This is a genomic window from Cellulomonas sp. KRMCY2 (assembly GCF_000526515.1).
Taxonomy (GTDB): domain Bacteria; phylum Actinomycetota; class Actinomycetes; order Actinomycetales; family Cellulomonadaceae; genus Actinotalea.
Genome location: NZ_JAGF01000001.1, coordinates 2,453,001 through 2,474,415 on the forward strand (window position 1 = coordinate 2,453,001; position 21,415 = coordinate 2,474,415).

At 69.6% G+C, this 21,415-nt stretch carries 16 protein-coding genes; 4 read left to right on the plus strand and 12 right to left on the minus strand.

What is annotated here, in order from left to right:
* Positions 1 to 81 precede the first annotated feature (81 nt).
* Complete coding sequence (locus K415_RS0111800) at positions 82 to 1,509, plus strand: MFS transporter (protein ID WP_029663648.1); 1,428 nt, start codon at positions 82 to 84, stop codon at positions 1,507 to 1,509.
* Positions 1,510 to 2,349: 840 nt separating this feature from the next.
* Here K415_RS0111800 and K415_RS0111805 read toward each other — a convergent pair.
* The 3 genes from K415_RS0111805 to K415_RS0111820 form a co-directional block, all read right to left on the minus strand.
* Positions 2,350 to 3,351 carry an SDR family NAD(P)-dependent oxidoreductase gene (locus K415_RS0111805; RefSeq protein ID WP_024287250.1) on the minus strand — a complete coding sequence of 334 codons (1,002 nt, stop codon included), beginning with the start codon at positions 3,349 to 3,351 and terminating at the stop codon, positions 2,350 to 2,352.
* Positions 3,352 to 3,406: 55 nt separating this feature from the next.
* On the minus strand, positions 3,407 to 4,021 hold the full coding sequence (locus K415_RS0111810) for a TetR/AcrR family transcriptional regulator (protein ID WP_024287251.1): 615 nt from the start codon (positions 4,019 to 4,021) through the stop codon (positions 3,407 to 3,409).
* 508 nt (positions 4,022 to 4,529) lie between these two features.
* Positions 4,530 to 7,010, minus strand: coding sequence for an MMPL family transporter (locus tag K415_RS0111820; protein ID WP_024287252.1), 2,481 nt, complete (start codon positions 7,008 to 7,010; stop codon positions 4,530 to 4,532).
* Positions 7,011 to 7,206: 196 nt separating this feature from the next.
* Between K415_RS0111820 and K415_RS0111825 the strand changes: the two genes are divergently transcribed.
* A complete protein-coding gene (locus K415_RS0111825) occupies positions 7,207 to 7,878 on the plus strand; it encodes a TetR/AcrR family transcriptional regulator (protein WP_024287253.1) in 672 nt (223 codons plus the stop codon).
* 97 nt (positions 7,879 to 7,975) lie between these two features.
* On the opposite strand, the gene K415_RS0111830 is transcribed toward K415_RS0111825, so the two are convergent.
* The 3 genes from K415_RS0111830 to K415_RS24315 all read right to left on the minus strand — a co-directional run bounded on the left by K415_RS0111830 (position 7,976) and on the right by K415_RS24315 (position 10,470).
* Positions 7,976 to 9,385 carry a ferric reductase-like transmembrane domain-containing protein gene (locus K415_RS0111830; RefSeq protein ID WP_197024721.1) on the minus strand — a complete coding sequence of 470 codons (1,410 nt, stop codon included), beginning with the start codon at positions 9,383 to 9,385 and terminating at the stop codon, positions 7,976 to 7,978.
* 192 nt (positions 9,386 to 9,577) lie between these two features.
* Positions 9,578 to 10,258, minus strand: coding sequence for a response regulator transcription factor (locus K415_RS0111835; protein ID WP_024286078.1), 681 nt, complete (start codon positions 10,256 to 10,258; stop codon positions 9,578 to 9,580).
* Entirely contained in the window at positions 10,255 to 10,470 is a 216-nt protein-coding gene (locus K415_RS24315) for an ATP-binding protein (RefSeq protein ID WP_024287255.1), read from the minus strand. Before K415_RS24315 ends, K415_RS0111835 begins: the two co-directional genes overlap by 4 nt.
* Before the next feature lie 235 nt (positions 10,471 to 10,705).
* On the opposite strand from K415_RS24315, the gene K415_RS22805 reads away from it, so the two are divergent.
* Complete coding sequence (locus K415_RS22805) at positions 10,706 to 11,152, plus strand: MarR family winged helix-turn-helix transcriptional regulator (RefSeq protein ID WP_155859452.1); 447 nt, start codon at positions 10,706 to 10,708, stop codon at positions 11,150 to 11,152.
* On the plus strand, positions 11,149 to 12,129 hold the full coding sequence (locus K415_RS0111850) for a zinc-binding dehydrogenase (RefSeq protein ID WP_024287257.1): 981 nt from the start codon (positions 11,149 to 11,151) through the stop codon (positions 12,127 to 12,129). Before K415_RS22805 ends, K415_RS0111850 begins: the two co-directional genes overlap by 4 nt.
* Positions 12,130 to 12,272: 143 nt before the next feature.
* On the opposite strand, the gene K415_RS0111860 is transcribed toward K415_RS0111850, so the two are convergent.
* The 6 genes from K415_RS0111860 to K415_RS0111885 all read right to left on the minus strand — a co-directional run bounded on the left by K415_RS0111860 (position 12,273) and on the right by K415_RS0111885 (position 21,380).
* Entirely contained in the window at positions 12,273 to 13,424 is a 1,152-nt protein-coding gene (locus K415_RS0111860) for a thiolase family protein (RefSeq protein ID WP_024287258.1), read from the minus strand.
* Positions 13,425 to 13,550: 126 nt separating this feature from the next.
* Positions 13,551 to 14,819 carry an OFA family MFS transporter gene (locus tag K415_RS0111865; RefSeq protein ID WP_051480546.1) on the minus strand — a complete coding sequence of 423 codons (1,269 nt, stop codon included), beginning with the start codon at positions 14,817 to 14,819 and terminating at the stop codon, positions 13,551 to 13,553.
* Positions 14,820 to 14,901: 82 nt separating this feature from the next.
* Entirely contained in the window at positions 14,902 to 16,497 is a 1,596-nt protein-coding gene (locus K415_RS0111870) for an acyl CoA:acetate/3-ketoacid CoA transferase (RefSeq protein WP_024287260.1), read from the minus strand.
* A gap of 84 nt (positions 16,498 to 16,581) precedes the next feature.
* Entirely contained in the window at positions 16,582 to 17,433 is an 852-nt protein-coding gene (locus K415_RS0111875) for a 3-hydroxyacyl-CoA dehydrogenase family protein (RefSeq protein WP_024287261.1), read from the minus strand.
* The gene (locus K415_RS0111880; RefSeq protein ID WP_024287262.1) at positions 17,430 to 19,007 is read right to left on the minus strand and encodes a 4-hydroxyphenylacetate 3-hydroxylase family protein; all 1,578 of its coding nucleotides are present in this window, start codon (positions 19,005 to 19,007) and stop codon (positions 17,430 to 17,432) included. Before K415_RS0111880 ends, K415_RS0111875 begins: the two co-directional genes overlap by 4 nt.
* Positions 19,008 to 19,274: 267 nt before the next feature.
* Positions 19,275 to 21,380: an FAD-dependent oxidoreductase gene (locus K415_RS0111885; protein ID WP_024287263.1), complete on the minus strand. Its 2,106-nt coding sequence runs from the start codon at positions 21,378 to 21,380 to the stop codon at positions 19,275 to 19,277.
* Positions 21,381 to 21,415 lie beyond the last annotated feature (35 nt).

The window sequence follows — 21,415 nt, forward strand, 5'->3', positions numbered from 1 at the left end:
TTGACTTCAACCGACCCGGGTCGTAGGGTCCTAAGTAAGCAGCGGTATACATGTAGAGGAGTGCGCCTGATGGTCGCGGAGATGACTGAAGTACGACCGGCCGGGCTGCCGGCGGGTCGATCGACGCGCCATGCGAACCCGGCCCTTGTCCTGGGCTTCCTGTCGCTGGCCGGGCTGGTGATCTCGATCCTTCAGTCCCTGGTCGCCCCCGCTCTGCCGGTGATTGCGGCTGACCTCTCGGTAACGACGGCCGACGTCAGCTGGATCCTGACGGCGTACCTGCTCGCCGCGTCGGTCTCGACCCCGGTTGCCGCGCGTCTGGGGGACATGTTCGGCAAGCGCAGGGTGCTGCTGGTTGTCCTGTCCATGCTCGCCGCCGGCACCCTGGTCGCCGCGCTGGCGCCCAACCTCTCGGTCCTGATCGCCGGTCGTGTGCTGCAGGGCGCGGCCGGCGCGATCCTGCCGCTGTCGATCGGCATCGTGCGGGACGAGTTGCCGATCGGGCGAGTCGGGATGGCCGTGGGGACCCTCTCGGCGATCTTCGGGGTCGGGGGCGGTCTCGGCATCGTCCTGGCCGGCCCGATCGTCGACAATCTCTCGTGGCACTGGCTGTTCTGGTTCCCGCTCGCGCTGATCGGCATCGCCTTCGCCGGAGTCGCCTTCGGTGTACCGGAGTCCCCCGTGCGTGCTCCCGGGCGGGTGGACTGGACCGGCGCGCTGCTGCTGTCTGCCGGCCTGGCCATGCTGCTGTTGGCGCTGAGCAAGGGCTCGGCCTGGGGTTGGTCCAGTGGCCGTGTCGTGGGAATGCTCATCGCCGCCGGGTTCACACTCGGTGCATGGGTGATCATCGAGCGTCGGATCCAAGAGCCATTGGTGGACATGCGGATGATGGCCACACGCGCGGTCTGGGCGACCAACGTCGTGGGGTTGGCCTTCGGATTCGCCATGTTCGGCGCATTCCTGCTCGTCCCGATGCTGCTCGAGCTGCCGAAGGCGACCGGGTTCGGCTTCGGAGCATCGGTGACGACCGCCGGGCTCTACCTGCTGCCCGCTACCGCCGGGATGCTCGTGTTCGCACCGATCTCCGGCGCACTCGAGCGCCGGGTCGGCGCACGTGTGCCCATGGTGCTCGGCACTGCGATCGCCGCGGGTGCGTTCGCCTTCCTCGCGATCTCCCACACCCAGGCCTGGCAGCTGCTGGTCTCGGTGTCCCTTGTAGGCATCGGGATCGGTCTTGCGTTCGCCGCCATGGCCAACGCCATCGTCGCGGCAGTCCCCCCGACACAGACCGGCGTCGCCACCAGTGTGAACACCATCGTCCGAACCGTCGGGGGCAGTCTTGGCGCGGCCATCCTCGCCGGCCTCCTGACGGCCGGAGTCTCCGACCGCGGAATCCCGACCGACGCGGCCTTCACCCAGGGCTTCTGGCTCAGCGCGGCAGTCCTCGTCGTCGGCCTGCTGGCGTCGCTCCTCCTGCCTCGCCGAACGACGCAACAGGCAGACGCATGAGCGAACGGGACCGGCGGCCGGCGGGCCGGGCCACCGACGCGCCCCCACCACGGCCGCAGCCGCGACTTGGCGCGGAGTGGGGGAGACATTCGGCGAGGCCGCAGGCAGCAGTCCCGTCCGGTGCGCGTTGGTGCCCGGCGTCGGGGACCGTGGTGCGCGCCTTGCGCGTGTAGCGCGCGCCTTCCGCCCGTGCAGGCGGAAGAGCCGCTCGACGGTGCACCGGGCGACGGGGTGGCTCTCCCCCCGCGGGCATCCCGGATCCGGGCACGCCCGCGGCGCTGCCGCCAGGCGACCTCGACGGGCACGGCCCCGGGGACGTCGTGCAGCACCCTGGTGCGTCGGTCCGTGCTGAGCGCGACGGCCCCGCAGCCCGGACAGCCCACCAGCTGCCAGGGAGTCTGGACCGTGACCCGCAGCCGGTCCTCCCGGCGGTGCACCGCGATCACGTGCACACCGGTCAGGCCGAGCAGCACATCGCCGCGCAGGCACGGGTCAGTTGCGGGCGCGCCAACAGCGCACCCCGAAACGTTGGGCATCGTCGAGATTCTCGAAGTGCGGTCGCTTCGTCGCTCCTGATACTGAGGGCCCCGACCTGCACCAGCCCGGACCCCTCCTCACCCGGCGCGTCTCGCTCCTCCCAACGGATCTGCGAAGGGCATCAAACGGAAGCTCGCAGTGCTCGAGCACGTTGGTGACTGCGGCAACGTCGCCAGAACCTGGCGACACTGCGGGATCTCATGCCAGCGCTACGACACCTGGCGGAGCGCCTACGAGCGTCACGGCGAGACCGGCCTGGTCAACCGAGGTCCCTTCTGTCCCGAGGAGCACTGCGGCCCGTCCTCAGGGTGTGGACCAGGTAGCGGCGGCCTGGAGGAACATGGCCATCTCATCGCCACTGTGGGCTGGGACGATGTAGCCGGTCTCGTCGCGGATCTCGGCGAAGTGATCTCGCACGTCTTCAGGCGACAGCATCGGGTTGAAGTAGCCCTTGGTCATCCCGATGAAGACCCGAGAGACCTGCCCACCGCCCAGGGTGTAGATCTCGCCAGATACAGGGCAGTCCTCGTGGGCGAGGAAGGCCACCACGGGTGCCACCAGCGCGGGGTCGAATCTGCTCATGATCATCTCGCCCAACCCTGTGAGCTGCGCCGCGCTGACACTACCTGCCGACGCCTCCTCTTGTCGTGCCTCGAGCGCCTCGGCTTCTTGTTGTGCGTTGGCCAGGGACTGGGCGAGCATCCGGGTTGCACCCGTTGGAGTGATCACGTTGACCTTGATGTTGTCCTTGGCACCCTCCAGCGCGAGGACCCGCGTGAAGCCGAGCAGGCCGGACTTGGCGGCACCGTAGTGGGCTTTGAGTGCAACGCCCCAGACGCCAGCGCTCGAGGAGGTGTTGATCACCCGGCCGTATCCCTGCTCCCGCATCGTGGTCCACGCCGGCCTGATCACGTGGAACGCGCCCTTCAAATGCATGTCGATCATGGCTTGGAACGTGTCGAGGGTCATGTCGGCGAACGGATCGTCGAGCGAGACTCCCGCATTGTTGACAACGATATCGATACGCCCGTAGGCATCGAGGGCCGCCTGGACGATGGATTCCCCACCCTCGGGTGTAGCAACATCGCTGGTGACTGCCACGGCCTCGCCGCCGGCGTCGCGGATCTCGCGGGCCACCATCTCGGCCGAACTGACGTCCGATCCCGCACCAGACACCGAGGCCGCGCGGCTGGTGACCACCAACCGCGCTCCGCGCGCTGCCAGCAGCAGGGCGTACTCCTTGCCGAGCCCTCGGCCGGCGCCGGTGACGATCGCGACCCTGCCGTCAAACCTGAGTTCCGTCATGGTTGTTACGCTGCCTTTCCCTGTCGCAAATGAGTGGCGCGGTTCTCGTGGATGTTCAGTCGGGCGGCGGCTGCCCCCGCTGCAGCCCCGACCGGAGGAGGGCGAACGCTTCCGCGAGGAGACGTCGACGATCGCCGAGCGCTCCGTCTCGGGGCGTGAACTGGTAGGCCGTGACCATCGCCGAGATCCCTGCGGCCGTCACGAGGTGGGGATAGACGTCGGTCGCCGGGTCGGTGCCGGTGCGCGAAGCGACGACGTCGGTCACCATCCAGATGGCCTGGTCGAGGAGGATGGACCGGTGGCGCGCCATCGCCGTGCTCGTCCAGACGAGGTCGGCGTGGCTCTCCGCTTCGCCGGGGCGTTCCCCGATCCGGTACGCGATCTCGCCGAAGACGTGCTCGAGCGCATCGAGGATCGGCTCGTCGGCCGGACGGTCGCGCAGGGCCTCGACGTAGACCCTCAGCTCCGACACCCAGGCGGCGACGAGCGCCTCCTCCTTGGAGCCGAAGTAGTTGTGGAACGTCCGCACCGAGACGTTGGCCGCGGCGGCGATCTCGTCGGCCGTGACGGCGTCGAGCCCGCGGTCGAGCGCGAGGAACAGCACAGCCTGTTGGATGGCCACGCGGGTCTCCGCCTTCTTGCGCTCGCGGAGTCCCAGGGTGTCGCCCACCGCTGCATGCTACGACAATTCTGCAGAGCGGTGCAAATATGCGCTCTGGTGCAGTTCCTTCCCGTCCGACTCGGTGATCCGGTCATCGTCAAGAAGCGACAAGGCCGGCTGGAGGGGGTCGACCAGATCGTGCTTCCCCCTGACGGCCCGGGGGTTGACGACGGGGGAGGTCGCAGCGCACTCCACCGACGTCTACGGCGCCAGTGTCTGGCAAGGACACGATCTCGAGGATCGCCGAGAGGGGTGGTTCAGGACCTGAAGGGCGATCGGCGGCGCCCTGCTCCAGTCCCGCGCCACCCCGGCGGCGGTCGTGGTCCGCCAAGGATTGACATCACTTCTCCATCGTGGGCGTGGTGGGGGATGACCCCCCCGCCTCCGGGTTGAGCAGGAGCTCGACCGCCGCGGGTCCCCACTCGATGGGCGCGAGCCACCTTCTGGACCCCGAGGAGCGGTGCTCGTCCTCCGGGCGAGAGCCTGGCTGCCAGGTGTGTTGTCGACGCGCGCTCGGTCACTCCGTCGTCGCCGGCGCGAGTGCCGGCTCCGGCGTCGGGGCAGGAGCGACCTCGTCGACCGTCGCGATGTGCTGGTGGTGGCGGCGTTCGAGGGCGGCTCCTTCGATGTCGACGTTGGGCAGGAGGCGCTCGAGCCAGCGGGGCAGCCACCAGGCCTTGTCGCCGGCGAGGTGCATGATGGCGGGCACGATGAGCATGCGGACGACGAAGGCGTCCAGGAGCACCCCGAACGCCAGTCCGAAGCCGAGCGGCCGGATGACGGTGGTCTCGGAGAACACGAAGCCGCCGAACACCGAGATCATGATGATCGCCGCTGCGGTGACCACCGTGCGCCCCGCGTGCAGGCCCTCCATGACGGCGTTGCGGGCCGGCGCGCCGTGGACGTAGGCCTCGCGCATCCCGGAGACCAGGAACAGCTGGTAGTCCATCGCCAGTCCGAAGAGGATGCCGACGAGCAGGGTGGGCAGGAAGTTCAGCACGGGCCCCGGGTCGTGCACGCCGAAGACCGAGCCGAGCCAGCCCCACTGGTAGATCGCGGTCACCCCACCGAACGCGGCGAACAGGGACAAGACGAATCCTCCGGTGGCCACCAACGGCACGAGGATCGACCGGAACACGAGGACCAAGATCATCAGCGAGAGCCCGACGACGAGGATCAGGTAGATCGGCAGGGCGCTGGAGAGCTTCTCTGAGATGTCGATGTTGCCGCTCGCGGCACCGGCCACCGACAGCGTGAGGTCAGGGTCCTCGGCGAACGTCAGATTGCGCAGGTCGTGGACGAGCTGCTCGGTCGAGACGCTGGTGGGACCGCCTGCGGGGATGACCTGGAAGGCGGTCAGGCTCTTGTCCGCGGCCGTCGCGATCGGTGCCACGGCGACGACGTCGTCCTGTTGCATGATCGCTTCGCCGACGAGGACCTGAAGTGCGGTGATGTCGTCGTCGGACATGTTCGCGGGCAGGTCGACGGCGACCACGAGGGGACCGTTCTGGCCCGCGCCGAACTCCTGGGCGATGGTGGTGTAGGCCGCGTACTGGGTGGACTCCTGTGGCTCGGACGAGCCGTCGGGCAGGCCCAGGCGCATGGACAGGGCAGGCAGTGCGATCAGGCCGAGGGCGGCGACGCCGCCGAGGATGGACAGCACGGCACGGCGGGTGGACATCGGTAGCGCGAGCTTCGGCGCAGGCGAGGTCACATCGTGCGGCGTGATGGTGCGGTGCTTGCGGGGCAGCACACGGGTGCCGGCGATGCCCAGCATCGCGGGGGTGAGCGTGATGGCGATGAGCACCGCGACCGCGACGCTGAACGCTGCGACGACGCCCATCAGCCCGAGGAACGGGATGCCGGTGACGTTCAGGGCGAGCAGGGCGATCATGACGGTCACGCCCGCGAAGACGACCGCGTTGCCCGAGGTGCCGTTCGCCAAGCCGATGGACTCGTGCAGCTCGAGGCCCTCGCGCAGCTGGCGGCGATGCCGGTTCAAGATGAACAGGGTGTAGTCGATCCCGACGGCCAGTCCGAGCATCACGCCCAGCAAGGGGGTGGCCGAGACCATCTCGATGCTGCCGGACAGGGCGAGGGTCCCGAGTGCGCCGACCGCGACGCCGAGCAGGGCGCTGATCAGCGGCAGGCCCGCAGCGACGAAGGTGCCGAGCATCACCAGCAGGACGGCGGCGGCGATCGCGACACCGAGGACCTCGCCGACTCCCAAGCCCGGGGTGGCGCTGGCGATCTCGGCGGAGACATCGGTCTGGACGCCATCGATCGGGCCGCCGTCAAGGACGGCGAGGACAGCAGCCTTGGTCTCGGTGGAGACCTCCAGCTCCGGGGCGGTGAACACGATCGTGCCGACCGCGGTCGAACCGTCGAGTGACACGGACCGCATCTCGGCCGACATCTCGAGCAGGGCCGTACCGAGCTCGAGCTGACTCCTCTGCGCGTCGAGCGCCGCCGCCGACGCGTCGATCGTCGCCTGCTGGGCGTCGAGGGTCGCCCGCGCCTGGTCGAACGCCCCGCTGCTCGTGGCCTGGGCCACGGCGGCATCCAGCTGGTCCTGACCCTGTTGCAGCTGCGCGCGCGCGGCCTCGATCTGGGCAAGGCCTTCGGTGATCTGCAGCTCGCCCGCGGCGCGCTGGTCCACCGTGGCAAACGGATCCACGACCGCCTCGACACCGTCGACCTGGGCGGCCTCCGCAATGACCGCGGTGATCGCCGCCTGCTGGGTGGTGGTGAGCGCCGATCCGTCACTCGAGCTGAACACGAGCGTCCCCGTGCCGCCGCTGGCCTGCGGCAGTGCTGACTGCAGACGCTCGGTGACCCGTGCGGTCTCGGTGCCGGGGATCGTGATCGCTGTGCTCAGCGTCCCGCCCCAGACCGCGAACGCGCCACCGGCGGCCGCGATGACCACGATCCAGGCGACTACCACGAGCCAGGCCCGGCGGGCCGAGGCCCGTCCCAGCCGGTACAAGAACTCAGCCATGTGGAATCTGCTCCTCTTCGGTCGGGGCCGTCCGTCGGCACCCGGGGTGTGGGCTAGCGACGACAGCGTCAGTACGGGTTACGCGTCATGGGAGGACTCGCGTGCTGGCACCCGCAGAAGCGGATGAGGTCTATCCGTAGGGACCACAGTACCCAACAACCGGATGAACGCAATCCACTTCGGGTACGATTCAGACATGGGCATCCCCGACGCACCGTTCGCGCAGGCACCTGGCGACCGCTCGCTGCGTCGCGACGCCGAACGGAACCGGCTGCGCATCATCCAGGCGGCGCGGGAGGTGTTCGCGGCTCAGGGGCTGGGTGCGGGCCTGAATGGCATCGCGCACCATGCGGGGGTAGGCGTCGGCACCGTCTACCGCAGGTTCCCCGACAAGGAGGCGCTCATCGACGCCGCCTTGCATGATCAGGTCGACCTGCTGCTCAGCGTCGCGGACGAGGCGATCGCCTCGGCGCGTGCGTGGGACGGGCTCATGCTTCTGCTCGATCGAGGCCTGGAAGTGCTGGCGAGCAACCTGGGCCTGCGCGAGATCGCGCTGGGATCGGGGGCTCACCAGGCGCATGATGCCGCGGATCACCGTTTCATTCCCTTCATCGAGACGCTGCTCGAACGCGCCGAGGCTGAGGGGGACATGCGCCCGGGCGTGACCGTCGAGGACTTCATCATGGTGCAGTGCATGATCAGCGAGGTGGCCCGCCACAGCGCCGGCATCCGCCCCGACGCATGGCGGCGCTACCTGCAGCTGCTGATGGACGGATTCCGTGCGCACCCTGATGCGGCCCCGCTGTCCGGCGCCCTCGACCGGCCCTCGGCGGAAGCGATCGCGCTGCGCTGGGTTGGCCCCCGATGAGCCAGCCGTATCGGCCGGGACCCCACCAGACGCGGTTCCGCCGGTGACCGAGATCGTCATGGTGTGCTTCCCTTCGTGATGTGACACGTGCGGTCGGTCAGCGGTAGGCGAAGGCCTCCGTGCGCAGCCGCTCGCGAGGCAGGCCCGCGTCGATCAGATCGGCCCCCAGCGACGAGATCATGGGGGCCGACCCGCAGGCCAGGACGGTGATCGCGTCGGCACTCCCGCCGCCCGCGGCCACGATGTCGTCGGCGGTCAGGCGCGAGAACCGCGTGGTGTCGTGCAGGTGGACGTCCAGCCATGCGGAGTTCAGTGCGGCCTCCACGAGCTCGTCGACGAACGGTTCGTCCTCGAACCCGCGGTTGGACCACACCAGGTCGACGTGGTGACCGGGGTAGTGCTCGCCCTGGGCGCGAACCCAGCTGATGAGCGGAGTGATGCCGATGCCCCCGGCCACCCACACCTGACGGGGGCCGGCGTCCTGGTACCGGAGCAGCCCGCGTACGGGCCCCAGGGAGACCCGGTCGCCGACGGCCACGTCCTTGACGATGTGGGTCGTGCCGGCACCCGAGGCATGCACCGCCACCTGAACGTGCGGTGAGTCGGGTGCGCTGGTGATCGTGAACGGGTGCGGGCGCTCGCCGGAGACGGGCACACCGAGCTCGATGAACTGGCCTGCCTCGTAGCTGACGGGTCGTTCGGGGTCGATGGTGATCACGGCCGTACCCTGGCCGAAGCGCTCGACGGCGACGACCGTACCCGGGACGTCGCGCATCTTCAGGCGAGAGACGAGCACGCGCTCGAGCAACGCGTAGAGGCCGACGGCGCAGATGCCCGCATACACGATGAGCAGCGCCGGTGACTTGAGCAGGCTGGCACTGTCGGCGATGCCGTGGGCCATGGCGACGATGAGGAATACTGCGAGCAGGCCGTGAATGGCGCGCCAGCGGTCGTAGCCGCGCCGGGCGAGCCAGCCGAGGGGGCCCCGCCACGAGGCGACGCGTGAGGTCGGCGTCATGAAGGCCCAACCCACGAGCACGACGGCGAGCATCATCAGGGGGCTGAGCAAGCCGACAAGGACTGAAGGCTGGCCGTCGCTCGACACGAACAGGGCTGGATGGACCAGCCCGAGCCCGATGCCGACGGCGCCGGCCGCGCGGTGCCACAAGAGCGTCCCCTCGACGCCGCCGAACCAGCGGTCGATTCGTGCCGAGCGTGTGAGCACGAGGACCGACGAGCTCATCAGCCAGATGGACTCGAGGCCGAGCAGCTCTGCCACATGGTTCTGGAGGGGCCCGCCGACCGGGCCGACGGTGATCCAGACGATGGCTATCAGCACGGCGATCGACGCGTGGATCAGCCCGCCTGCTGTGCGGTGGGCGCGCCGTGGGGCGGTCGCTCCTGCGGGGCGGTGGGCCGCTCCCGAAGGGGGAAGGGCCGCTCCGGAAGGGGGAAGGGCCGTGGCGTCGGCAGGAGCGAGCCGCCCGCGGGGTGTCCTTGTCGTCATGGTTCGAGCGTCCCGAGCGATGTACGTAGCCCGCATCGCCGTGGCGCCGTATCCCGCCGCTACCGCGGCTGCGGTAGGGCGATCGAGTCGGCCGCGCTTTCGGCCACGGAGGCCGGGCAGGGCGCTTCTGTGCTGGCAGAGCGCGTTGAGCCACCGCCCACCGTTAGCCGACTGGGGCCACAGCCCTCACGGTCAGCCGTCGGTCGGGCCGATCCGCACGAGGCCGGACTGGTAGGCGGCGACGACCAGCTGTGCGCGGTCGCGTAGGTCGAGCTTGGTCATGGAGCGGTTGACGTGGGTCTTGACGGTCATCGGTGAGATGAACAGCCGGGTGGCGATCTGGTCGTTGGTCAGGCCCTCGGCGACGAGTGCGACGATCTCGCGTTCTCGTTCGGTGAGCTGCTCGAGCTGGGCGGGAGCGGCCGCGGCCGTGACCCGGCTGGGTTGGGCGAGGAACGTCATGATCAGGGATCGGGTGGCGGCGGGCGACAGGAGGGCCTCGCCGGCCGCGATGAGGCGGATCGCGTCGAGCAGGTCGTCGGGGTCGACGCTCTTGCCGAGGAAGCCGCTCGCGCCGGCGCGCAGGGCCAGGTAGACGTACTCGTCCAGCTCGAATGTCGTCAGGATCAGCACCTTGACGCCGGCGAGGTCCTCGTCGGCGCTGATGCGGCGGGTGGCCTGCAGGCCGTCGAGGCCGGGCATGCGGATGTCCATGAGCACGACGTCGGCCCGTTCGCTCTTGGCCAGTGCCACCGCCTGTGCACCGTCGGAGGCCTCGGCGACGACCACGAGGTCGTCGGCGCCGTCGACCAGGACGCGGAAGCCGGCACGGATCAGTGCCTGGTCGTCGGCGATCAGCACACGGATGGTCATGGGTCCTCCTGGGCCAGGGGCAGTCGAGCTGTGACGCGGAACCCGCCGTCCGCGGTGGGGCCGGTCTCCAACGAGCCGCCGGCCGCCAGGACGCGTTCGCGCATGCCGACCAGGCCCAGGCCGGAGCCGGTGCTGTCCGCAGCAAGGCTCAGGGGCGGCACCGACGCGGGACGACGCCGGAGCGGCTCCACGACCGATCGACCCAGGTCCATGGTCGTCACCCTACGGACCAGGCGGGCCCCGCCGGACCCGCTCACACGTCGCGGCGGGTGATGGCGACGAGGACCCAGGCGGCCAGGACCACTGCTCCGGCCCCCGCTCCGAGGACCTCGGTCCCGGCGGCCCGGACGGTGGTGAAGGCAGCCGCAGCGGAGCTTGGCAGGTACTGCTCCGGGGCCTCGTCGTAGGTGTATTGCTTGGAATATAGTTCTCAGGCATCATGTTTCCATGAGCATGGACTTCTTCGATGCCGTGGTGCGCTACGAGACCCACCTCTGGAACCACCTGGACGCCCGACTCCGTGAGGCCGGATGCACCTCCCTGGGGACGCTGTCCGCACTCCGGACGGTGCGCCATCGCGCCGGTGCGTGCCGGGTACAAGAGCTGCGGGCCGATCTGGGGATCACCGTCGGGGCGGCGAGCAAGCTCGTCGACCGGCTCGAGCGCGACGGGCTCGCGGAGCGACGGCCACACCCCGAGGACCGTCGCTCGTCCTTGATCGCCCTGACGCAGGCGGGCGAAGTGGCGCACGACGCGGGGATCGCTGTCGTCGAGCTGGCGCTCGCCGAGCACTTGGCAGGGGCGACGGGAGTGGACGACACCACGGCCGCGCTCCGTCACATGCTCGGTGTGCTCGCCCCCGCGCCCGCCACCACCTCCGGGGAGGCGCGGTGAACGCGTCGATGCGCGCCGTCGTCGTCGACCGCCCCGGCGGTCCGGACGTCCTGCGGGTGAGTGAAGTCCCGGTTCCCCAGGCAGTGGCGGGCCAGGTGCTGGTGCGGGTGCTCGCGTTCGGGCTGAACCGGTCCGAGCTGCACTTCCGGCGTGGTCAGGCGTCCTTCGGAACTCTCCCGCGCATTCCGGGGATAGAGGCGACGGGGATCGTCGAGGCAGCGCCCGGCGGTGAAGTCGCCGTCGGAACTCAGGTTGCGACGATGATGGGCGGGATGGGCCGCACCATCGACGGCGGCTACGCCGAGTACGTGCTCGTGCCCGCCGCCCAGGTCATCCCGTTCGTCAGCGACCTGCCGTGGGACGTCCTCGGCGCGATCCCCGAGATGCTGCAGACCGCATACGGGTCGCTCGCGGTCGGAGTCCGGGCCGTGGCGGGGGACAGCCTGCTGGTGCGAGGCGGCACGTCGTCGGTCGGGTTGGCCCTGGCCGTGCTGGGTCGCCTTCAAGGCCTGACCGTGCTGTCCACCACGAGGTCGCCGGCCCGCCGCAGCCTCTTGGAGGGCATGGGTGTCGACCACGTCGTGCTCGACGACGGCGCGATTGCCGACCAGGTGCGCGCGATTGTCCCTGAGGGTGTGGACGGAGCAGTCGAGCTGGTGGGTGTGAACGTGTTGCGCGACACCCTGCGTGCCGTGCGCAGCGGGGGCACCGCGTGCTTCACCGGGATGCTCTCAGACGAGTGGACCATCGACGGGTTCTACCCGATGGACTGGCTACCCAATGGGGTGCGGCTGACTGCCTACTCCGGCGAGGCGGCCGACCTGCCCGCCTCGGTGCTGCAGGACTTCCTCGACGCCGTGGCCGACGGGCGCGCCAAGGTGCCCGTTGGCCGGGTCTACCACCTCGACGAGATCGCGCGCGCCCATGCCGACATGGAGACCGGTGTCCTCGGCGGCAAGGCCGTGGTCGTGCTGTGAAGCGAGGATTGACGGCTCCTCGTCAGCGAACCTCGGGACCGGGACGGCCGGCGCCGTAGAAGGCCAGCGTGACGGCCATCCCGAAGCCGAGGCCGGCGGTGCTGCCGGTGATCACGGCGACCTTGCCGGTCAGGTCGACGTCCTCAGAGCCGCTCGATCACACCGGCGGCACCCATGCCGCCGCCGATGCACATCGTCACCAGGGCCAGTCGCCCACCGGTCACCTCGAGCTCGGCGAGGGCCTTGGCGACCAGGATCGCGCCGGTCGCACCGAGCGGGTGCCCCATGGCGAGCGCCCCGCCGTTGACGTTCACGCTCCCCCAGTCCATGCCGAGCTCGCGCATCACGGCGATCGCCTGGGCCGCGAACGCCTCATTCAGCTCGATCACGTCGATGTCCGCCAGCGTCAGGCCCGTCCGGGCGAGGACCTTCGGCACGGCGGCGACCGGCCCGATGCCCATGTACTGCGCCTCGACACCCGCCACGGCGAACCCGAGCAGGCGGGCGACCGGCGTCGCGCCGAGTTCCTGCGCCCTCCGGCTCGAGGTCAGGACGGCGAAGCCCGCGCCGTCGCTGCGCTGGGACGAGGTGCCCGCGGTGACCAGGCCGTCCTCGGCGAACACCGGGACAAGCCCCGCGAGCGCCGCCTTGGTCGTGCTCGGCCGGACGCCCTCGTCGACCGCGAACGTGGTCGTCGCGCCATCCTCGCCGACCGCGGCGACCGGGACGATCTGCGCGGTGAAGGCACCGCGGTCACGGGCGGCGGCGGCGCGCGCGTGCGAGTCGACGGCCATCTGGTCCATCTCGTCGCGGGTGACGCCCCACTTCCGGGCGACCCGCTCGGCGGTCAGACCCATCGAGATGTATGCGTCGGTGTGCTCGCGCAGCCAGGGATCCTGGTACTCCGGGGCGGCGCTCAGGACCGGGCTGCTCATGTGCTCCACGCCACCGGCGACGATGACGTCGGCCATCCCCGCGTCGATGAGGGCCGTGGCGGTGGCGATCGCCTGCAGCCCTGACGAACAGAACCGGTTCACGGTCTGGCCGCTGACGACGTCGGGCAGCCCGGCGCGCAGCACGATGTTCCGCGCCGGGTTCATCCCCATCGTGCTCTCCGGCATGGCGCAGCCGAGAACCAGGTCGTCGATCTCGACCGGGTCGAGCTGTGGCACCCGGGCAAGCACGCCGTTCAGCACCTCGGCGCCGAAGTCCACGGGGTGCGTGCGGGCGAGGCTGCCCTTGCCGGCCTTGCCGATTGCGCTACGTCCGTAGGCCACGACGACCGCGTTCGTCATCTCATCGTCCCTTCGTGTGCGACCCCCGTTCGCTCACGGACGGTCAATGGATGGCTGCTTCTCGACAGTAGGGATGCAGCGCGGGATGGGGGCATTCACGGTTCGCATAAGAGCCCGGCGCCGATGTCAGTGGCCGGACCGCGCGATCTCCTCGGCCGGTGCGCCCTCGGCCGCCGCGCCGACCGGCCGCGTCGGGCGCACGAGCTGCCGGGAGAGCACGACGGTGACCGCCAGCCCCACCGCCGCCGCGCCGATCGCAATGAGGAACGCCTGGCTGTAGTCGCCCGACGCCTCGCCAAGCTGGGCCGCCAGGTGCGGCGCGAAGTACGCCGAGACCGAGTAGGCCGAGAACGCGAGCCCGTAGTTCATGCCCTGGTAGCGCAGGCCGAAGCGCGTCGAGACCAGCGAGGGCATCACACCCATCACGCCGCCGAAGCACACGCCGAGGCCGAACACGCCGGCCATGAACCCCGCCGCGTTGCCGCGCACCACGATCAGCAGCCCGAGGAACGCGGCGACGAAGGCGAAGATCAGGACCAGCGTGCGCGCAGTACCCAGCGTGTCCGAGACGCTGCCGAGGACGAAGCCGCCGGTCATCTTCCCCGCGGCGTACGCGCTCACCGCGAACGCCGCGGTGGTCGCGGTCATGCCGTACATCGCCACCCCGATCGGCGAGGCGTTGGCGGCGATCATCAGCCCGGAGAACGCGCCGCACACGAAGACCACGAAGATCGCCCAGAACGCGCCAGTGAGCATCATCCGCTGGGGCGGGACCGCCGTTCCCCCGCCCGACGGGCCGGCCGCCGCCTGCCTGGTCTGCGGGACACCCGCCGGCCAGAAGCCGGTCGGTGCCACCCGGATCACCACGAACGTGAGGCCCGCCACCACGACGAAGACCCCGCCGAGCACGACCATCGCGTGCCCGACGCCCGCGCCGGAGATGAGCGCACGGGCCATCGGTGCGACCACGATCGCGCCGGCGCCCTGCGAGCCCACGCTCAGACCGGCGGCCAGTCCGCGCTTGTCGGGGAAGAACCGGATCGCGTTCGCGAGCAGCGCGGAATAGGCCAGCCCCTGGCCAAGCCCGGCGACCACGCCGTAGCCGACGATCAGCTGGACCAGGCTCGTCGACGCCCCGGACAGCATCCAGCCGACGCCGAGCATCACGCCGCCCACCAGCGCGGTCCACCGCGCCCAGCCCTTGTCGACCAGCCAGCCGCCGAGCACCATCGGGATCGGCGAGATCCCGGCGTTGACCGAGTAGGCCAGGAGCACCCCGTCGAGGCCGAAGCCCTTCTCCTGCACGAGCGGGTTCCGCAGCACGGAGAACGTGTACAGGGCGCCGAGCGCGAACATCAGGACGCACGACGCGACCAGGACGGCTTTGCGGTTCACGGGCCGAACCAGGGCGGGTGCCGCTCCGGACATGACTGATCCCCTCGGTGAGTCCTTCGCGACAGCCCACTCGGGCCGCCAGTCACTTCGCCTGCGCGGCCGCCACGATCGGGCCGAGACCGTCCCAGGTCTCCTGGAAGATCTCCGGCGGCATGACCCCGAGCCTGTCCGCGACGATCGGCGCGAACTCCATCTGGGCGAGCACATCCAGTTCCAGGTCGACGCCCGGGGCGAGCTCGGTGAGAACCAGGCCCCGCGCCGACAGGCGGAACACGGCCCGCTCCGTGACGTAGCGGACCTCCTGACCGTTGCGCAGGGCTTGCTCGGCGTTGAAGGTGATCTGCTCGATGGACCGGACGAACTTCTTCCGGTTGCCCTCCTCGCCCACCTCCAGGCGGCCGTCCCCGATCCGGACCTTCGCGCCGTCGCCGGCGTCTAGCCCCCCGGTGAAGGTCATGGCGAACACGATCCGCTTGGCGCCCTGGGCGACGTTGATGAAGCCACCGACGCCGATGCCACCGCCATCACGCATGCTCGCGTTCACGTCCCCGTTCGGCGCGACCTGCAGACAGCCCAGGACGGCCAGGTCCAAGCCTCCGGAGTCGTAGAAGTCGAACTGGTCGGCCATCTCCAGCGTTGCCTCCGGGTTCCAGGCACAGCCGAAGTCGTGACCACCGGCAGGCAGTCCTCCGACGGCTCCCGCCTCGGTCGTCAAGGTGAACGCGTCGCCGACGCCTTCCTCGGCGGCCACCGACGAGACGGCCTCGGGGATCCCCACGCCGAGGTTGACGACCATGCCCGGCGCCAGCTCCATGGTCGCCCGACGGGCGATGACCTTGCGCATGCTGAGCTTCTCGACGGGCATCGCGTCGAGCGGCACCCTGGCCTCGCCGCTGAACACCGGGTTGTACGGCGTCTGGGCGGTCTGCCAGTGGTACTCGGGCCTGGCGACGTAGACGTGGTCGATCAGGATGCCCGGGACCCTCACCGCCTTCGGGTGCAGCGTCCCGCTCTTGACGATCCGCTCGACCTGGCAGATCACGATGCCGCCGCACGCCCGCGCGGCCTGAGCGGCCGCGAGCTGCCCGAGCTGGTACCCCTCGTGGCTGAGCGTGACGTTCCCCCGCTCGTCCGCCTCGGTGCCGCGGATCAACGCCACGTCGAGGCGCGGCAGCCGGTACAGGAGCCACTCCTCGCCGAGCAGGGTGACGACCTCGACGAGGTCTTCGCAGTCCCGCGTGCGCGAGTTCATCTTGCCGCCGCCCAGGCGGGGGTCGACCATCGTGCCGAGCCCGACCTTGGTGATCACTCCTGGCTTGCGAGCTGCGATGTACCGGCACATGGTCGCCATGACGCCCTGCGGCAGGTTGTAGACCTCCGCCCTGTCGTCCCGGCACAGCTCGACCAGGGCCGGTCCGCAGCCCATGATGTGGCCGCCGACCGCCCGCTTCATCAGGCCCTCGCGGGCGACGTAGGCCAGGCCACGGTCCTTCCGGTTGCCGACCCCCGACTGGAAGTAGAACGTCAGGTCGCGGGGTGCGCCGGTGGCCAGGAAGCTCTTCTCGAGCTCGACCATCGCCTCCTCGGCGAACCCGCCCAGGGTGATGCCCGTGAGCATGACGGTGGCGCCGTCCGGGATGAGCCCGGGCACGTCGCCGGCCGCGATGACGCTGATCATGGTCTGCCCTCCGCGGCGCGGCATGCGTCACCGCACACCGTGCCGCCCGTAGTCGTGCCGGTCCGTCGGATCGGTACCGTCGGATCAGTACTGGTAGAAGCCGGCCCCGGACTTGCGGCCGTTCAGACCCGCCCGCGCCATCCGCCGCAGCACAGGCTGCGGCGCGTAGCGGTCGCTGCCGAGCTCCGCCTGGAAGTAGTCGAGCACCGTCACGGTCAGATCCGCACCACCCATGTCGATGAGCTCGAACGGCCCCATCGGATGATTGAGGCCCAGCTTCACGGCCGTGTCGATGTCCTCGATGCTCGCCACACCCTCGGACAGCAGCCGCGCCGCCTCGTTGAGGAACGGGACGAGCAGCCGGTTCACGATGAACCCCGGGGAGTCCTTGGCCACGTGGACCACCGTCTTGCCCAGTCGCTCGACGAGCTCGTCGGCGACGGCCACCGTCGCATCGGAGGTGCTCACCCCGCGGATGACCTCCACCAGCCGCATCACGGGCACCGGGTTGAAGAAGTGGATACCGCAGAACCGGTCGGGCCGTCCTGAGGCGGCACCGAGCTCGGTCACTGACATCGAGGACGTGTTGGTGGCCAGGACGGTGTCCTCCGGGCACACCGAGGCGACCTCTGTGAACACCGACTTCTTCAGCTCGAGGTCCTCGATGACCGCCTCGATGACCACCTGGGCAGCGCTGAGGGCGCCCAGGTCGGTCGACGTGGTGATCCGGGCAAGCGCGGCTTGCTTGTCGTCAGCGGTCAGCTTCTCCTTGACGACGGCCCTCTCCAGGTGGGCGTCGATCCGCCGCACCGCCGATTCGACGAGGCGCTGCTCGATGTCGCACAGCACCACGTCGAGCCCGGACTGCGCGGCGACCTGCGCGATGCCCGAGCCCATCGTCCCCGCGCCGACGATGCCGATGGCCGAGATGGTCACTTCTGCACCTCGGTCGCGGACGTGGCCGACTCGACCGGGGCCGACGCTTCCTCGGCGGCCTTGCGCGCCTTGAACTTCGCCAGGACGCGCCGCGGGGTGACCGTCTTGCGCTCGTAGATCGGGATCTCGGGCTGGATGCCGGCGAGGTACTTGGCGATGCCCTTGAGCTCCTCGACGTCGTACCCGCCCATCATCGCGATGGTCTCCATCTGGGGCGACCCGCCGCCGTGCAGGCCGGCCACGATCATGGCGCCACCGAACTCGCTGACCAGGGTGTCCTCGATCATCCGGAAGCAGCGGTGCACGGCCTCCGCCGAGACCGCGGGGTTGCGCATGATGTACTTGTTCATCAGCTCGCCGGTCGCCTCGGTGTAGTACGACTCCTCGAGCGGGAGCGTGGCGATCAAGCCGCCGGCCAGGTCCGCGAGGATCTTCGCCTCGTTGTAGATCTCCTCGCCGGCCAGCTTGCGCCCGGCGTTGGTGAGGATCTCGTCCGGGATCATCGTGCCGGACGGCGACTTCTCGGCCCGAGAGACGCTCGCGACCCCCGCGGCGTACACGAGCTCGGCGATGCCCAGGATGTGGGCGATCTTCTCCTGCGCGTGGCTGGTCTTCTCGATGTTGTTGTACTCGGCGACCAGCGCGGCCTGGCTGGCGAACACCTCCGAGGTCGCCGGCTTGCAGCCGGTGTAGGAGTGCCGGTGGAAGTGGGCGAACATGATGGCCAGGAAGCCGGCGTACGGGGTGCACTCGGGGTTGCCGAGACCGTCCATGAAGACCCGCTCCCGCGGGACGAACACGTCGTCGAAGATCGTCAGCGACTCCATGTCGCCCACGTGCGCGATGGGCGCGTCGATGTAGGCCCGCTTGTGCCGCTGGCCGGGCAGAGCCACGATCTTGATCCCGGGCCAGTCGGCCGGCAGAGCGAACGAGACCGCGTACGCGTTGTCCTTCGGCCCCATGAAGCGGGTCGGCGTCACGATGATCTCGTCGACGTACGGCGCGGCGGAGTTGCACGACTTCGCGCCCCGGACCACGATCCCGTCCTCGCGGGACTCGACGATCCGCAGGTACATGTCCGGGTCGACCTGCTCGTGCGGCCGCTTCGACCGGTCGCCCTTGACGTCCGTCTGCGCGCAGTTGGCGACGATGTCGTTCTGTTGCGACCACCCCAGGTACTTCAGGAACCGCTTGTTGTAGTCGGTACCGAGGTCCTCGTCCATCTCGTAGGTGACCACCGACAGCGCGTTCATCGCGTCGGTACCCATGCAGCGCTGGATGCAGCCGCCCACCCGGTGGCACAGCAGCCGGGTCATCTTCTGCTTGGCCAGCAGGTCCTCGGCGGTCTGGTGGATGTGCGTGAACCGGTTGATCTCCTCACCGGTGAGGTGCGACTTGGCGACGCACACGTCGGTGTAGCGCTCGTCGTGCGCGCAGTCGAAGGTCTGCCGCATGACGTACATGCCGCTCTCGAGGCGCGGGTCCTCTCGGCCGATCAGCTCGGCACCGACGTAGATGTTCGGCGTCATGCTGTACAGCCGGTCCCGGTACTGCTCGTAGGTCCCGATTCCCATGTCGTTCACTCCTCTGTTCGCGACCGGGATCACACCGGCTCCGCAAGGGCTGCGTTGTCCTGCTCCGCCCGGACCCGGCACAGGTCGGGCCATCGCTCCCGGCGACCGTACGGACGGCCTGCGAGCATCGGGAAAGTCCGAACACGCATCAATGGGTGCCGGCCCTCCCGCCGGCCACGCCTCCACCGGGCCGATGCAGACGCAGGAGCGGGTGGGCCGCCGACCGGACGACCCACCCGCGCTGCTCCGAGTCGGGAAGGGGGTGGCTCAGAACGTCCTGGCGATCTTCGCGCCGGCGGCGATCGCGTCCACGATCAGCTTCGGCTCGGCGGCGTCACCGATCGTGTAGACCTCGGGCGCCTTGCCGGCCAGCACCTTCTGCACGGCGGTGTTCGGCTTGAGCGGCAGCGCGGTGATCACGGTGTCCGCGGCGATCGTCTCGCGCCGGCCGTCCTTGTGCTTGACCACCAGGCCGTCGTTGACCACCGAGTCGCACTCGACCTCGGTCACGAACCGCACGCCGTGGTCCTTCAGCCACCACAGCAGGTACGGCTTCATGAACACCTCGAGCATGCCCCCGCCGACCTCCTCCTCCGTGAGGGAGTCCACGATGGTGATCTGCTTGCCCTGCTCGAGCAGGAACTCGGCGGTCTGGCAGCCGTGCAGCCGTGCTCCGATGATCACGACGTGCTTGCCGATCACCACGTTCTTCGCGACCGGCAGCGAGGACAGGGTGCGCAGCGTCTTCGCGTCGGTGAACCGCAGGAGCGACTTCACCTGGTGGTGCAGCTTCTCCGCGGTCAGCACGTTGCGCCCGCCGATCCCGGGGATGTCCGGCACGTCGTGCACGCCACCGGCGGCGACCACGATCACGTCGGGCTTGAGCTGGTCGGCGGTCTGACCGGTCACCGTGGTGCCGGTGTGCACGTGCACGCCCGCCTTCTTCACCTGGGTCGCGAGGTACGCCGCGGTCCCGAGCAGGTCCTCACGCGTGCCCTTGACCATCGCGGCCACCGGCAGCGAGCCGCCGAGCTTCGGCTGCGTGTCGTACAGGTGCACCTCGTGGCCGCGCAGCGCGGCGACCCGGGCCGCCTCCAGGCCCGCAGGGCCTGCACCGACCACCATGACCTTCTTGCTGACGGGCGCCGGTGTGATCGCGTACTCGCGTTCCTTGCCGAGGGCGGCGTTCACCCGGCAGGTCACTCCCTGGAAGTGCTCGCACGCGTCGAAACAGGTCATGCAGGAGTTGCAGACGTTGATGTCCTCCGGCCGGCCCTCGAAGACCTTCCGCGGCAGCTCGGGGTCGGCGAACAGCCGCCGGTTCATGCTGATGATGTCGATCTTGCCCTCGGCGATCGCCCTCTCGCCGATGTTCTGGTCGAGCTTGCCGACCGTGATCACCGGGACGTCGACCACTGCCTTGATCGCTGCGGCCATCGGGATGTTCGCGCCCGGGCCTTTGCCCCTCGCGTCCACGTACGGGTTCACAGGGCCCTCGTGGCCCGGGTAGAAGTACACGTCGGGGAAGTGCAGGCTCTGCCGGCGGTCCACCGCGTCGACCCAGGTGTAGTACTCACCGCGGACCTCGAGCGCGTCGGCGCCCGCCTCGACGAAGGCCTGGGCGAACCGCTTGCTCTCTTCGATCGTGATGCCGTCGACCAGGTCGATCTCGAGCCCGTTGAACAGCGCGATGACCGGCCAGTCCTTGCCGTTGCGCCGCTTGATCTCTTTGATCACCGACACGAACGGACGCGTCCGGTTCTCGAGGGTCTGGGTTCCGTACTCGTCCTCGCGCTTGTTCCACGCGCGGGACAGGAAGTTGTTGAGGAAGTGGTTGCACGCGCCGTTGACCTCGGTGCCGTCCAGACCGGCCCGCTTCATCCGCTCCGCGCCCGAGGCGAACATGTCGATGACGTCCTCGATCTCGGCGACGGTCGCCTCACGCGGGACCGAGAAGCCCGGGCGCGGCGACTGCTCGCGCGGGATGGACGAGGCCGAGATGCCGGAGGGCGCGGTGACGAACAGCGGCGTCATCGGGCCTAGGTGGAAGATCTGGTGAAACGCGAGCGCGCCGTGCTTCTGCACCACGCCTGCCCATTTCTCCCAGCCGGGGATGTAGTCGTCGGTGAGGAGCTTGAACCCGGGCATCGGCACGCTGAGATCCCTGGTCAGCGGACCGGTGGCGGAGGAGATGAGCCCGGCACCGCCCTTGGCCAGCGCCTCGAAGTAGTCCAGGTACCGGTCGTTCATGAAGCTGCCGGTGGCCGGGTCGTCCCAGAAGAACCCCGTGCCGTTCTTCATGATCCGGTTCTTGGTGGTCACCGCACCGATGTCGATCGGCTGGGCCAGGTGGGTGTAGGTGCTGGTGCTCATCGGTTCCTCGACTCGTCACGGGCGGTTGCCTGGCC